Source organism: Acinetobacter sp. Ag2 (assembly GCF_001005515.1).
Taxonomy (GTDB): domain Bacteria; phylum Pseudomonadota; class Gammaproteobacteria; order Pseudomonadales; family Moraxellaceae; genus Acinetobacter; species Acinetobacter bereziniae.
This window is the reverse complement of the sequence record NZ_LBNA01000044.1, coordinates 1-14,659: the sequence shown is the minus strand read 5'-3', so window position 1 is coordinate 14,659 and position 14,659 is coordinate 1. Positions and strand designations below refer to the sequence as shown.

Annotated in this window: 15 protein-coding genes; 10 read left to right on the top strand and 5 right to left on the bottom strand. The window is 36.3% G+C overall.

Features of this window, described 5'->3' with window-relative positions; genetic code table 11:
* Positions 1 to 15: 15 nt before the first annotated feature.
* From AAV97_RS07775 to AAV97_RS07760, 4 genes are all read left to right on the top strand, one after another.
* Complete coding sequence (locus tag AAV97_RS07775; protein WP_046760261.1) at positions 16 to 1,251, top strand: dihydroorotase; 1,236 nt, start codon at positions 16 to 18, stop codon at positions 1,249 to 1,251.
* Positions 1,252 to 1,438: 187 nt separating this feature from the next.
* Positions 1,439 to 2,977: an OmpA family protein gene (locus AAV97_RS07770; RefSeq protein WP_046760260.1), complete on the top strand. Its 1,539-nt coding sequence runs from the start codon at positions 1,439 to 1,441 to the stop codon at positions 2,975 to 2,977.
* Positions 2,978 to 3,099: 122 nt separating this feature from the next.
* A complete protein-coding gene (locus AAV97_RS07765) occupies positions 3,100 to 4,137 on the top strand; it encodes a hypothetical protein (protein WP_046760259.1) in 1,038 nt (345 codons plus the stop codon).
* 106 nt (positions 4,138 to 4,243) lie between these two features.
* Positions 4,244 to 5,023, top strand: a complete 780-nt coding sequence (locus tag AAV97_RS07760; RefSeq protein WP_046760258.1) for a Rossmann-like and DUF2520 domain-containing protein — start codon at positions 4,244 to 4,246, stop codon at positions 5,021 to 5,023.
* A 39-nt stretch (positions 5,024 to 5,062) separates the two neighbouring features.
* Here the strand turns inward: AAV97_RS07760 and AAV97_RS21195 are convergent, their stop codons facing one another.
* The gene (locus AAV97_RS21195) at positions 5,063 to 5,224 is read right to left on the bottom strand and encodes a hypothetical protein (protein WP_004831130.1); all 162 of its coding nucleotides are present in this window, start codon (positions 5,222 to 5,224) and stop codon (positions 5,063 to 5,065) included.
* A gap of 124 nt (positions 5,225 to 5,348) precedes the next feature.
* Positions 5,349 to 6,752 carry a PLP-dependent aminotransferase family protein gene (locus AAV97_RS07755; RefSeq protein WP_046760257.1) on the bottom strand — a complete coding sequence of 468 codons (1,404 nt, stop codon included), beginning with the start codon at positions 6,750 to 6,752 and terminating at the stop codon, positions 5,349 to 5,351.
* Positions 6,753 to 6,913: 161 nt separating this feature from the next.
* Here AAV97_RS07755 and AAV97_RS07750 point away from each other — a divergent pair, with 161 nt between their 5' ends.
* Positions 6,914 to 7,759 carry a hypothetical protein gene (locus tag AAV97_RS07750; protein WP_228136523.1) on the top strand — a complete coding sequence of 282 codons (846 nt, stop codon included), beginning with the start codon at positions 6,914 to 6,916 and terminating at the stop codon, positions 7,757 to 7,759.
* A gap of 61 nt (positions 7,760 to 7,820) precedes the next feature.
* Here the strand turns inward: AAV97_RS07750 and trmB are convergent, their stop codons facing one another.
* The 3 genes from trmB to AAV97_RS07735 form a co-directional block, all read right to left on the bottom strand.
* A complete protein-coding gene (trmB, locus tag AAV97_RS07745) occupies positions 7,821 to 8,537 on the bottom strand; it encodes a tRNA (guanosine(46)-N7)-methyltransferase TrmB (RefSeq protein WP_004831127.1) in 717 nt (238 codons plus the stop codon).
* Between the two features lie 194 nt (positions 8,538 to 8,731).
* Entirely contained in the window at positions 8,732 to 9,286 is a 555-nt protein-coding gene (locus AAV97_RS07740) for a lipocalin family protein (RefSeq protein WP_046760255.1), read from the bottom strand.
* A 154-nt stretch (positions 9,287 to 9,440) separates the two neighbouring features.
* Positions 9,441 to 10,349 (bottom strand): LysR family transcriptional regulator, encoded by a 909-nt coding sequence (locus AAV97_RS07735; RefSeq protein ID WP_046760254.1) that lies wholly within the window; start codon positions 10,347 to 10,349, stop codon positions 9,441 to 9,443.
* Between the two features lie 92 nt (positions 10,350 to 10,441).
* On the opposite strand from AAV97_RS07735, the gene AAV97_RS07730 reads away from it, so the two are divergent.
* The 5 genes from AAV97_RS07730 to AAV97_RS07710 all read left to right on the top strand — a co-directional run bounded on the left by AAV97_RS07730 (position 10,442) and on the right by AAV97_RS07710 (position 14,345).
* Positions 10,442 to 10,864, top strand: coding sequence for a PACE efflux transporter (locus tag AAV97_RS07730; RefSeq protein ID WP_046759873.1), 423 nt, complete (start codon positions 10,442 to 10,444; stop codon positions 10,862 to 10,864).
* A gap of 240 nt (positions 10,865 to 11,104) precedes the next feature.
* Entirely contained in the window at positions 11,105 to 12,364 is a 1,260-nt protein-coding gene (locus AAV97_RS07725; protein ID WP_046759874.1) for a putative DNA modification/repair radical SAM protein, read from the top strand.
* A complete protein-coding gene (locus AAV97_RS07720; protein ID WP_046759875.1) occupies positions 12,365 to 13,144 on the top strand; it encodes a TIGR03915 family putative DNA repair protein in 780 nt (259 codons plus the stop codon). It abuts the gene before it with no gap.
* A 154-nt stretch (positions 13,145 to 13,298) separates the two neighbouring features.
* A complete protein-coding gene (locus AAV97_RS07715; protein ID WP_046759876.1) occupies positions 13,299 to 13,889 on the top strand; it encodes a Type 1 glutamine amidotransferase-like domain-containing protein in 591 nt (196 codons plus the stop codon).
* Between the two features lie 18 nt (positions 13,890 to 13,907).
* Positions 13,908 to 14,345, top strand: coding sequence for a hypothetical protein (locus tag AAV97_RS07710; protein WP_046759877.1), 438 nt, complete (start codon positions 13,908 to 13,910; stop codon positions 14,343 to 14,345).
* Positions 14,346 to 14,659 lie beyond the last annotated feature (314 nt).

Genomic DNA, 14,659 nt, shown 5'->3' with positions numbered 1-14,659 from the left:
GTAGAGGATAAAGTCATGAGTATTGTAAAAATTGAAAATGTACGTGTCTTAGACCCCATCAACAAAACTGACCGCCTACAAACTGTTTATCTGAAAGATGGAAAACTTGTAGAGTCCTCGAATGACGTTGTCGAAAGCATTGATGGGCAAGGGAAGTGGTTGATGCCGACTATGGTGGATCTTTGCGCGCGTTTACGTGAGCCGGGTCAACAACAGCATGGAACACTAAAGTCAGAAGGTAAAGCTGCTCGTGAAAATGGCATTTTACATGTGTTCACGCCACCTGACTCCCAACCGATTGTGCAAGATAACGGCGCTTTAATTCATGGTTTGGTTGAAAAAGCCATGTTGGATGGCGGTATCCACTTACAGGTGATTGGCGCACAAACACAAGGTCTAAACGGAAAACAGCCTGCCAATATGGCGGGGTTGAAAAAGGGTGGCTGTACAGCTGTTTCAAATGCCTATGCGACCTTTGAAAATGATGATGTGGTACTTCGTACACTGGAGTACGCCGCGGGTTTGGATATGACCGTTGTGTTCTATCCTGAAGAGCATCAAATTGCCAAAGACGGATGTGTACACGAAGGTTTTGTCGCCTCACGTCAAGGTTTACCAATGATTCCTGCGCTTGCAGAGACAATTGCTATTGCAAAATATTTATTAATGATTGAAGCCACAGGCGTTAAAGCGCATTTTGGCTTACTTTCGAGTGGCGCATCTGTCGATTTGATCAAAATCGCAAAGCAGAAAGGTTTGCCAGTCACAGCGGATGTTGCCATGCATCAACTGCATTTAACTGATCAATTGATTGATGGTTTTAATTCTCTTGCGCATGTACGCCCACCTTTACGTGCTGAACAAGATAAGGAATTACTTCGTAAGGGAGTAAAAGAGGGCATTATTGATGCGATTTGTACGCATCATGAACCTTTAAGTGGCTCGGCTAAATTAGCACCATTTGCTGAAACTTTGCCCGGTATCAGTGCATTTGATACCTATGTGTCTTTTGGCGTTCAATTGGTTCGTGAAGGTTTATTTGAACCTTTAGAATGGGTTGAAAAAGTGACATCTGCACCTGCAAAAGTTGCCAACATGACTGAACGTTGGGTGAAAGAATCAGGTTGGGCATTGGTTGATCCAGACATGGAATGGACAGTGAGCAAAGACAACATTTATTCAAATGGGAAAAATACACCACTAATTAATCAAAAAATGTTGGGTAAAGTTGTTGCTACGTTTATCGCTTAATATAGGAAAGTGTTCACTTCTATTGAGTTTAAAAAGCCAGCATAAGCTGGCTTTTTTTATAGATATAAAACATTTATTGCTACAAAAAGATATTATAAATATCAAAAATTAACCACTAGAATAAAAAACGATCAATAAGTGATTCTAATGCGACAAACACAACAATGATATAGGAGTGTCCAGAATTATGAATATTATTGAGCTTTTAAAACAACAAGTGACAACAAAAGTTTTACAACATGATCAACAGTTTCAAGATGAAAAAATCGGTGCGTTAAGCGCATTTTTTCCCATCCTTCTTACTATTTTTAAATCCAAACCTGAACTGATTAGTACACTTCAGCAAAATCTGAATCCACGGCTCGCTGACATTTTTAGTTATCGTCCAGAAACGGTAAGCCAATTTCTTGATCTGGTTCGGGGGGATGCACCTGCACAAGACATTGAAAACACATTAAATCATGCTATTTCTCCCACATTATCTTTGCTTGCAGATCAGGCAGGCTCAGACAATAAACATGAAATTTTCGATTTGATTAAGGCGCAGTGGGAGAATATTCAGGCTGCGTTGCCTGCATGGGCTGGGGGCTTATTTTCAGCACTTGGGCTCAGCGTTGGAGGCTTAGGTTTCGCTTCCAATGCAGAAGCTGTGCCTGTTGCAGAAACGGTCATACCACCTGTTGAGCCCGTTGCTCCTGCACCCGTTGAAATTGTCACGCCTACACCTGTTCCAACGCTTAACTCAAGCCCAGTTCAAGATGAGCCAAAAAAATCAAATTGGTTGTTGCCCATCATTGCTTTATTGGTGATTGCAGGTTTAGCTGCATTATTGTTCAAGCAATGTAGCAGTAAACCTGCTGTAGTTGGCGAATCTACAACAGGAAGCTCAGCTTCACAGGCTGTTGTAGATTTACAAGCTGCTGAATTTCAGCTTTCTACTGATGCTCAGGGTAAGCTGGCAAATTGCCAAGCACAATCCAGTAGCCAAACTTTGTTGGATCAATTAAAAGGTGCTGTTGCCTCTGTTTTTGGTCAAGCAGATCAGTGTCAAATTACAGCCAATACAGCTTATGCAGGTGACTTGCCAGATCAAAATGCAATCAATCAAGTTTTAACAAAAATTAAAGGAATTCCAAATATTTCATTGGCATGGATGGGTGATCAATTTACTATTCAAGCTCCAGATTTGGCTCAAGCACAAAAATTGGCTGATGAATTAAAAGGTATTATTCCAAATGTAAATATTACAGCAAACCAATCAACTGCGAATCTCGCTGCATCGGATGCGACAGCAAATGTCGATACAAGTAATTCACAAGCTGATCAAGCATTGTCAAATATTCAAGTAGACTCTGCGAATGTCAATGATATTGCCGCAGCTTTAAACCTTCAGGTGATTAACTTTGCAACTGGTTCTACAGGTATTCCTGATGCCAATAAAGCCATTTTGGATAAAGCAGCGAGTTTGTTAAAACAACTGCCTGATGCAAAACTTGTGGTCAAAGGTTTTACTGATAATGTCGGGAATGCAACCTCAAATAAAACCTTATCAGAAAAACGAGCGAAATCCGTTGTCGCTTATTTGGTTGAAAAGGGAGTTCATAGTTCTCAGCTTACTGCGGAAGGGCATGGTCAGGATAACCCGATTGCAGATAATTCGACGAAAGAAGGGCAATTTAAAAATCGTCGCATTGAGTTTGAAGTGGTGGGTGCAACCACACCTTAAGATTCTCATTATAATGAAATGAATAAAAAAGCTTCTGGACAAAGAAGCTTTTTTATTTTTTGCTCGAAAATCACATCAAATTTTGTTTAAATGGCGCAGATAAAAAGATGATTGGATAAACAATGAATAAATCCTTTAGCCCTTTACTTATAATTACAGCCCTTTCAAGTTCTTTGCTATTGTCAGGATGTGATTATTTTAAAAAGAAAAAAGATGACAACAATACCGCACTTGCTGAGTGGAGTTGTACCAACCAAAGCAATATTGATCAAATTCAGAAATTTTTAAAAGATGAATATTTACGTCAAGTTTCAGACAATATTGCCAATTCAGGTTATGAAGCAGACCAAGCATTATTGCAAAAAATCAATAATGGTCTGAAATTTGAAGTCAAAAATGTACGCACTCTTAGTAATGATTCTACCAAAACCAATCAGTTAGAGTGCGAAAGTCAGCTGGTTGTACAATTTCCTAAAGGCTTACAACAGCGTGCTGAAAATGCCTATGCTGAATATGGTCAAGATTGCCGTAGCGAAGAATGTGAAGGTGAAGGTTATCGTACACTTCGAGAATATATCGAAGCAGGCGAGTCTAAACTGGTGCTCGGTAATGATCAGCTAAAAGGCAAATTTAATTATAATGTGGTTAAAACAGATCAAGATGGTTTAACGCTGGATGTGTTAAATCAAGATGCAATTATTCAAGGTGTCAGTTTTGTGTCTGTCAAAGCTGTGCAATATGCTGCTTATATTAAAGAAAATAAAGATATACGTGAACGTCAGCAAGAAAATCAGATCGAAAATGCGGCACAGACTGAGCTTGCACAGAAAGCCATGGATATCCGTAAAAAAGAGCTTGATGAAGAAAAAGCCAAACAAGTTGATCGTTTAAATCAAACTTGGGACAGTTTAACGGAAGAAGCGAAGGCACAACTCAAGCAAGATCAAGCAGAGTGGTTTGAAAAGCGTGATGTAGATTGTAAAGTGATTTCACAAAAAAGTTATAGTGAACTGCCTGAAAGTGAAGTTGAAACCTATCAGCAACAACGCCAATATTGGGATGATGCGATGTCTCAACAAAATAAAGAAATGCAATATACCAAGTGTTTTAATAAGCGAACTGCTGAACGTATTATTTATCTCAATAACGCGTTAAATTAAACTAAATATATTCAGATCAATTTTCTGAAATATAAAGAAAGGGATGAATTGATTCATCCCTTTTTTATTGGCATGCTGTAAGCCAATTTAAATTTAAGATGTTGCTATGCGTATTAGTTTCATTGGTTCAGGTCGTGTTGCGACTCATTTTGCACGAAAATTGTCAGAACAACATGATATTGTACAGATTTATAGTCGTGATTTAATCCACGCAGAAACGTTAGCATCTCAAGTAAATGCACAAGCGATAGAACGGCTAGTGCATATTGATCCTAAAATTGATCTATTGGTGATTGCTGTCAGTGATCAAGCCATTGCACAAGTGATTCAATCTGTTCATTCTCAGCTGACTGAAGTTCTGATTGTACATACTTCTGGTAGTACCAATTTGAAAGTTTTGACCGAGTTTCATCAAAAATCAGGGGTTTTTTATCCCTTACAAACATTTAGTTTTGATCGTAATGTTGAGTGGAAAACGACACCTTTATTCATTGAAACTGAATTAACTGAGGATTTGGCAATACTGACAGCGTTAGCCAATAGCCTAAGTGAGCGTATCTATCACTATACTTCAGCACAACGTTTAAGTTTACATTTGGCAGCAGTATTTGCATGTAACTTTAGTAATTATTGTTATGACATGGCAAAACAAGTGGTTGATGCGCAACATGTTGATTTTAACTTGTTGTATCCGCTGATTTTAGAAACCGCACATAAAGCGACCCAGAATGATCCCGTAGCTATGCAAACAGGACCTGCAATGCGTGGTGATAGGAACGTTTTAAAAATGCATCAAAATATGTTGGAACAACAAGGACGTCTGGATCTAAGCTGTGTCTATAGCTTACTTAGTCAACAAATACAAAAAAAACACTCACTGGAGTAAAGTGAGTGTTTGCTATAACTTGGTTACTAAAATGGCTCATCATTTAATGATAGCAGCGTGATCTGCACCAATGGTGACGATGACTCCGATGCAAAATAGGCTACAATAGATAAAAAACCAGATAATCATTCGTTTAAAGGCTTTGTCCGAAATAGAACTATCCGCATATTGTGGTTTTTTAGGGCTTTTGTCATCATTCATCGCAAAATCTCTTTCTGCTTAATATGATTGAATTATGACGACATAACTTGATATCGCGTAGATACAAAAAATTAGAAAAAAAATATAACAGATGAACAGCGAAACTTTTCATCTGTTATAAAAATTAGTCTTTTAGTGCTGCTTCAATGATAGTAATTAAATGGTTAAGTGCTTGAATAAATTTTTCATTTAATTCAAAAGAGCAATTGATTCGAATAAAATTATTTTGTTGGTTTGTGATATTAAATAAATTACTCGGTGTAATACTGACGCCTTTCTCCAACATTTGATGATAGACATCATTGCTATTGACTTGTTCGGGTAGTTCAATCCATAAAAAATACCCTGAAGGATAATAGTTCACATGACATTGTGCCGGTAAATGGGCTTTGAGATAATTAAAGTATTGTTTTTTATAGCGTTGTAAAGTTGAGCGTAAAGTTTTTAGATGTTTTTCATAATGGCGATGAGATAAATATTCGACCAAGGCATTTTGAATAAATGAATTGACTGAAAGTGTACTCATTAATTGAGTGTGTTGAATATGTTCAGAAAATTTTCCTGCATAGACCCAACCTATTCTAAAACCTGCCCCCAAAGTTTTAGAGAAAGACGAGCAGTGTAGAACCCAGTTTTGCTGATCAAAATATTTCATTGGGAGCGGTTTTTTTTGACCATAGTAGAGTTCTTCATAGACATCATCTTCAATGAGATAAATTTGATGAGTATGCAGAAGTTTGGCGAGCTTGAGTTTAATCTCATCACTTACAGTGAAACCAATGGGGTTTTGACTATTCAACATCATCATACAAACTTTGATGGGATATTTAAGAATAGCTTGTTCAAAAGCCTCTAAATCAATACCATGCTCAGCATGTTCAGGAATGGTAATCACTTTTAAACCGAGACGTTCAGCTGCTTGCCATGCGCCATAAAACATGGTTTCTTGCAATAAAATGTAATCTCCAGCATGCGTTAGCGCTTGTAATGAAAGATTTAAGGCATCTAATCCACCAGAAGTCATCACAATATCTGAGGGATCAGTTGGGATACCTTGCATGGCATACTTTTGTGCAATAGTTTTACGCAGTTGATAATTTCCTGGCGGTAAACTGGGTGTTTGTTCATAACTGCGCCGTTGCTTTGCAAGTTGTCCTAGTGATTGAATAAGCTTGGCTGAATATAACAATTGGCTATTTGGAAATGCGGAACCCAGTGGGATGATATTTTCAGATTGTATCGATTTTAAATATTTAAATACCACTGAGTTGATTTCTATCGTTTCATTGACGACATGTACTGGTAGGCTGTGTTGAGAAGTTTGCTCAACGACAAAATAACCAGACTTTTCTTTTGAATAAATCAAACCCTGCGCTTCAAGTTCTTGATAAGCATTCATGACGGTAATTAGGCTGAATCCAGATTGTTCAACTTGCTGTCGAAGTGAAGGGAGTTTTTCATGTGCTTTCCATGTCCCATTTTCAATCAATACTTTAAGACTATGAGCCAGTTGTTCGGATTTATACATGACATTATTCAAGACAAGTTGTGAAATAACTATAACAGATCACATCGTTTTAGCTCTATCTGTTATATATTTTTTATAAATATTTGTGACTATATTTATTTATGATTTCTTTTCAGAATACTGTTACTTGAGGTGGTAGAAAGTGAGTTAGAGAAATGTTTATGACAGCTCAGTTGAATGTGCTTACACAGTTTTTATCTGATCATGCTTGTTCAACGACGGTGATCAATCATTTAAATCAGAAATTCGTTAACTTTGAAGCAACATTATTACGTGCCAAAGTTTTGCGTGAGTTTTCTGAAAAAAGACATATATTGATTATCCAATCTGAAATGACCACCAATCAAACAGACTTTGCCTATTTGTTTGCGCCGTTTATTTTGGCAAATTTAAATCAAACCGTTTTGTACACCTCGCCACTAACAGACCAACTTCAAAGTCTACTCAAGCCTTATTATCAAATTGAAAAAACCATAAATTTAACTGAAAAAGATGAAACTGTCCTAGAAAGCTTAAAGTTACGTCTTGATTTTCAGGATCAAGCATTAATCGAGCAGGATTTTATTTGTTTTGAGTTGTTCAAAGCGCTGACACTGTCTGAAATACAGACCATTTTTTTAATTACAGATTATCCAATCGACATCCAGGGGCTATATGAAATTGAGCGTTATTTCAGAATTAGAATTTTTCTGATTCGCCCACAGGATCATAAACTGCAGAGCTCATTTCAATACCAAGCAGATGACTTAAATATGCAACAACTGCTTTTTAAATATAAAGATGCTACGCATATGGCATTATGCCGAGAATTCTCTGAAATGAATGCGAGGATTTTAACTTTATTAGGGCTTTATGATATTTATCGAGCGCAAAATTTAGTTGAAGATATGTTTTATTCTGAGCACATTTATGAAAAATTGTCTGTATATGCTGAATACATGCAAACAAAACTACAGAACAATGTGCTGAGCCCGAAATTCAAGTCCGTATCGAGCTTAACGATGTAAAAAGACGTAAAAAAAGCTGTAACGATTGTTACAGCTTTTTTGATGGAGAAGAAATTCTGATTTAATTGATTTTTTTGAAAATAAAGTCATTGATTTTATGACCTGATTCAATTCCACGGCGTTCAAACTTAGTTTGTGGGCGCCATTCTGGACGAGGATAACTGTTGCCTTTCCCCGCAAGATTTTCTAGGCGGGGGCGATTATCTAAGACATCAAGCATCCATTCAGCATACGGTTCCCAGTCTGTTGCAGCATGAAAAGTACCACCAATTTCAAGTTTTTCTTCCACCAATGGCATACGATCATGTGACACAAAACGACGTTTGAAATGACGTTTTTTCTGCCATGGATCTGGAAAATAAAGCTGAACAGTATTGATACTATTATCAGGCATTTCACGAAGCACTTGAATTGCATCTGCATCTAAAACACGAAGATTTTTGACTTCTGCCATGCCTGCTTCATAAACGCACTGCGCAATACCGGGAACATGAACTTCGATTCCAACGAAGTTACGCTCAGGATTGGCTTTTGCCATCAACACTAAAGAACGCCCCATACCAAAACCAATTTCTACAGTCAGTGGGCGTTCCGGATGTTCAAAATGCTGTCGCAAGTCGCCAACAGGGTATTCCAAAATTAACTCACGATGTTGCTCAAGTGCAGTACGTTGTGAAGTATTGAGCGGCGACGATCTGCGCATAAACGTCACAATTTCGCGGTGTTCTTGCAAATTGTCTAAGTCAACAATTTGTGCTTCGATTTGATCGTTTGACATGATTTTGGTAATACTGGAAATCTAAAAGGCGTATTGTAAGTCCTGAGCATGCCAAGTCAAATTTTTTATGGTCAGACTGATTGTATTCAAGCAAAAAATCGGGTCTGATGTTGAATGAATAAAAATTCAATGCTTGAAATTTTGTTCATTCGCCGTTTTAACAAGCATGCCTTTATAAATTTTCCAAGTCTTTACTATTTTTGCTTGGTGTAAATTAAATCTTTTAAGTCATAGCCTAAGTGTTGTGCATAATTTAAATATTCTTCAACAACTACAGGATCTAGTTTTTGAGAACGGCTGAGTAACCAAAGATACTTTTTGTTAGGTGTTCCGACTAAAGCCACTTGATAGTCTTCATCGATTTTTAGAATCCAATAATCACCGCGTCCTACAGGTAACCAACGTAAAGCTTTCGGTAAAAATGTAACTTTTAATTTTGAATTTACAGGCGCATTTTGTACTTTAGCGACCCCAATCGATTGCTGAAGTTTTCCATCTTGACTATAACAAGTATTATCCACTCTAATGCTTCCATTTTCATTTAATGAATAATGAGCAGTTACGTTATAATCACATTTTTTCTGAAAATAGAGGGGTTTGCGAGCGATTTCATGCCATTGCCCCAAGTATTTATTTAGATTGATATGTTTAGCTGTTGGGATTTTTTCATGCTCTGAATGAGCGAGTGCAGCAACACTAAGTAATGCAATTCCACTGACTAAGGTAAATACTCTTAATTTATTATTCATAACAAAGCCTTATCTGTTTTGATCATTCAATCAATATACCTAATGATGGATAAATGTGGATTATCTATTGTAAATTTACTTACAAGTCATGTAATTGAAGGATGAAATTTAGAAACTTCTCAACTTTATTTAAGGCTATATTTGATCGTTAAATTTAAGCATTATGGCAGCTATCCTGATCTAAACTTTGTCTGATCAATTCGATCAGTTCTCGAGTAGCTTTAGGGAGTGCTTTATCTTTTAGCCAAATCAAATAAATCGGGACAGAAAGTTGGTTATAAGTATTTTTAAAATTAATTTGAATTAAACGCCCCTCCTCAATATATGGTTTGACCAGTGAATATGGAAAGTTTCCCCATCCTAAACCTGTTTCAACCATATCAATAGCTGTTTGTAGATTATTGGTCCTCCAGTAAGATGCACCAATTACTGGTCTTAAGTCAGTAATATCTAAATCGGTACTCGCCACAATAATTTGACGAATATTGATCAGATCTTCGATATAAATAGGGTGGTTGTAGTGAGTGATTAAATCATGTTGAGCAGAAATAGTTGCAACGACGGTTTCCAAACTAACCAATTGCAAATGTTCTTGTATTTTAATATTTTGCCCAGAACCTGCCAAACAGATACTGATTTGCTCAGAATACAATAAATGTAAAATATCATCTTGGGGCGCAGTAATGATTTCAATATTTAATAAAGGATATTTGCAGGCGAGTTGATCAATTGCACGCAAAAGCTTCTGATTATTTACATCCGATACCACACCTATTTTTAATATGCTTTCTAGACCTAAAGAAAGTTCATAAGCATGTTTACTGAGTTGTTTTAATTGTTCAGAAATTATGCGAGCTTGTGGAGCTAATGCCAGTGCAGTTGCTGTTGGAATGACTTTTCTTGGTGTTCTTTCAAAGAGTTGTAAGCCTAATTCAGCCTCAATATTGGCGATTCCCATGCTTACTGCTGATGGAACCCTATTTAGGGCACGAGCGGCAGCTGAAAAAGAACCTGTATCAATGACTTTGACAAACAATTCAATATTTTCACTGGTGAAATTCATAGTTTGGTATCAGCTCAACTGAAAGCTATTATCTTTATCTATTATTATAACTGAAATTAAAATAGCCTTTCTTCAAAAATTGAGATTGATTTATGCAAGGGTTTAAACGTCGAGTGATTTATGTGAGTAGTTATGAAATCATCGGATTGACAATTTCATCTTTAGGTCTTGCATTACTTTCAGGGACTCAATTGAGTCATACGGGTCCATTGGCGATTTTTATTACGACCATTGCTGTGAGTTGGAATTTTATTTATAACCTTATTTTTGAGGCTTGGGAAAAACGTCAACTTTCACGTCAACGTACGGTAAAACGTCGTATTGTTCATGCTATTGGCTTCCAACTGATCTTAATTGTATTTTTAATCCCCTTGATTGCATGGTGGATGAAAATCAGTTTTCTTGATGCATTCCTGTTGGATGCGGCCTTGATTGTCATTATCCCTATTTATACATTTATTTTTAACTGGTCATTTGATCGAATCTTTGGACTGCCACTTTCAGCGCAAGCTTAGAAGAACATTGACTTTACTATTGAGATTTGCCCATCAACATGAATGGGCAATGTTTAAATGTTTTAAATTCATTGTATATTTCTAGTTTTTATTTAGAAGTTTGTGTTGATAATTTACTGTAAAAATAATGGATTATAATTTATACGTCAGCTCATGTCGTGATGATGATTAGATCAATATTTTACAGCCTTCAGAGTTTATATAATGACTAAAATTCATTGGTAAAATTGAGTTTAAGTCATGACAGAACGTATCAGAGAAAAATTGCAAATTTTGGCAGATGCTGCAAAGTATGATGTGTCATGCTCGTCCAGTGGAAGTCAACGTAAAAACAAGGATAAAGGGCTTGGAAATACAGGTTCTGGTATTTGTCATAGCTATACCGAAGACGGGCGATGTGTTTCCTTACTTAAAATCTTATTTTCCAATGTATGTATTTTTGACTGCTCTTATTGTGTTTCTAGGCGCTCAAATGATGTCAAAAGAGCGGCATTTACTGTGCAAGAAGTCGTGGATTTAACCATTAATTTTTACCGAAGAAATTATATTGAAGGGCTATTTTTAAGTTCAGGAATTTTTAAATCTGCTGATTACACCATGGAGCGTATGTTGCAGGTGGTGAAAAAACTACGCCTGGAAGAAAATTTTAATGGCTATATTCACCTTAAAACCATTCCAGGTGCGTCACAAGAAATCATTCATGAAGCTGGGCTTTATGTTGATCGTATGAGTATTAACTTGGAAATGCCGACCGAAGAAGGGCTAAAAAAGTTTGCACCAGAAAAAACTCATGGAGAAGTGCAAAAAGACTTAGGCATTGTACGAGATCGATTAATTCAGTTTAAAGATGAGAGAAAAATTATAAAGTCTGTGCCGAAGTTTGTGCCGGCAGGGCAAACCACACAGATGGTTGTGGGAGCACACAATGAAACAGACCAAGATATCATTCTCATGGCAGATCATCACTACAAAGAATTTAAGCTTAAACGGGTCTATTTTTCAGGATATATTCCAATCAATGATCAAGAAAAAGCATTGCCTGTTGTTGGTTCTGCACCGCCACTATTACGTGAGAATCGTCTGTATCAGTCCGATTGGTTAATGCGCTTCTATGGTTTTGAGGCAACAGAAATTGTCAATGAAAAACATCCGAATTTAGATTTGGATATCGACCCCAAACTGAGTTGGGCATTACGACATCCTGAGCAATTTCCTGTAGACATCAATCGTGCTGAGTATCGTATGATATTGCGCGTACCTGGTATCGGTGTACGTTCAGCCAAAAAAATTATTCAGGCTCGACGTTTTGGGAAGATTCATATCGATCAAATTAAGAAAATGGGTATTGCATATAATCGTGCTGTCCATTTTATCCGTTGTGCTGATACGCCTGCCTTTGTAAAGGATCAATCACCGAGTCAGATTCGTCACCAAATATTACAAACTGGTCAATCAAAATATACGCAACAACTTTCACCACAGTTGGACCTTTTATTTTAAATGGCAAAGTATATTTTTGATGGAACGATGACTGGCTTATTATGCTGTGTGTTTCGTGCATTTCAGTTTAAAGAGCTGGATGTCTTGATAGCCAGCCAAAATAGTCTTCAATCCAGTTTATTGGATGAAACGATTTTTGTTGAGTCTAATGAAATTCATGCTGATCGCGTGTGGAAGGCATTTAAGCAAAAGGTTTCATCTAATACATTGCGTAATTTTTATTATACTTTTTTATCTGAGCAGGAAAGTGCATTTCAACATTTATTTAATTTGAGTATCTACGTGTTTTCATCACATCGACGTGTCGATGCTGATTATGGTCATGTAGATGTACTTGCAGTTTCTAAATGGGCGAAACAAGTGGGGCGTGAGAAGCACCGTATGGAGGCTTTTGTCCGTTTCAAAAAGTGTAAAGATGAATTATTTTTAAGTTTGGTACGTCCTGATTTCAATGTTCTTCCATTGATTGAAAGGCACTTCAAAACAAGATATCAAGATCAACGTTGGCTCATTTATGATGAGTTGCGGAATTTTGGCATTTATTATGACTTAAAAAATATTCATCAAGTCAGTATGAATGTATTTGAGATTGATCAAAATATTGCTAAGGGGACCAGTCAGGATTTTAGTATTGAACTGGATGACGATGAAATCCTTTATGACCAACTTTGGAAAGACTATTTTAATAGTGTCAATATTTCGGCACGTAAAAATATCAAACTTCATATTCAATATGTTCCCAAACGTTATTGGCGCTATATGAATGAGAAACTGATTTGAGCATTGTATTTTTACATAAAATCCGTCGCAGTGCTGTGCTATGATAAAGTTGGACTGATTTGAATATCTAGATTTATTGTCTTCATTTAAGATTTTGAATTATTTTAAAAATTAACAATATTTTTTAATACAACCTGAAAATAGAGCGTTCATCATGAAAAACCTTTTTCTAGCAGCTTCTTTTGCGGATGTTTATTTGGATTTTGCACAGCATATTGATCAGCCTCTAATCGGTAAGTCTGTTACATTTATTCCGACTGCAAGTAAGCCTGAATCAATTACATTTTATGTCGAAGATGATAAAAAAGCCTTTGAAAAACTAGGCATTCAGGTTGACGTTTTATATATAGATGAGCAAGACATCCAGTCAATTGAAGCGACGCTAAATCGGAATGACTTTATCTTTGTTTCAGGAGGGAATACCTTCTATCTCTTACAAGAATTAAAACGATCTCAGGCTGACAAAGTCATTTCAAAGTTGATCAATCAGGGAAAACCTTATATAGGCAGTTCCGCTGGCTCTATCGTATTGGGACAAGATTTAGAATATATCAGAACAATGGATGATGCTTCAAAAGCACCTTATTTACAGGATATTCAAGGATTGGGATTGATCAATTTTTCAATTTTACCGCATTTTAAAGATGAACCATTTTCAGATATTACCACACAGATATTCAATGAGTTTTATGCTAAACAGGTTTTAGTTCCACTCACCAATCAGCAATTTATTTATATCAACTGATTGTTTTTTAGGTCATCGATGAAATATTGTGGTTTGATTATAATTTTAAGTTCTTGTTTGATTGTACAGGGATGTAAAAAGAAATATATCCAAGATTTTAAATATGAACGCGTGAATCAAAATATATGTGCGCTGAAGCCCCAAGCCATCTTCAATTCTGACGATTTCTCAAGGCTTGATATTGTGTTTTTATATGCAAACGGAAATGTAAACGATGTGTTGACAAGCAAAGTTTATCAATCAAGTTTGCACAACTTAGAGAATCATCAGCAAAAATATATGTTTTGTTTGAATCAGGTAGATTTTTTCAAAGATTATTTAGAAACCCAGATTCGGATTGAGCTCATACAGGACAAAATGATTAAGGAATACGAGTTTCGTAATTATTCTTGTGTGTTACTGCATCATACACAATTAAATTTATCAAAGAATAAAGCCATGAAATATTGTGATTAAGATTTGAACATATTAAAAGCGTAATTGGAAGATTGATTGTGATACTTTTTATTTTATTAGGTCGGAGTTTTTTATAAGCCTGCTCGCTCAACGAAAGATTTTTGTCACTATTCATCTCTGAAAAGTGAGGCATCCCTACGCAAAACAATTTAAACTTTAGAAGTAAAGCGTGGCAGTGCAAGCTTTAGATCATCAAACAATCTATTGATCGCCTTCATTTTATTGATCAAGAGAAATGAAACGCTATTGATGGTTGCGCTTGCGGAGCTCCGCTCCTCATTCTAAAATTGGATGAAAAGGTAGCAAGAATCCAT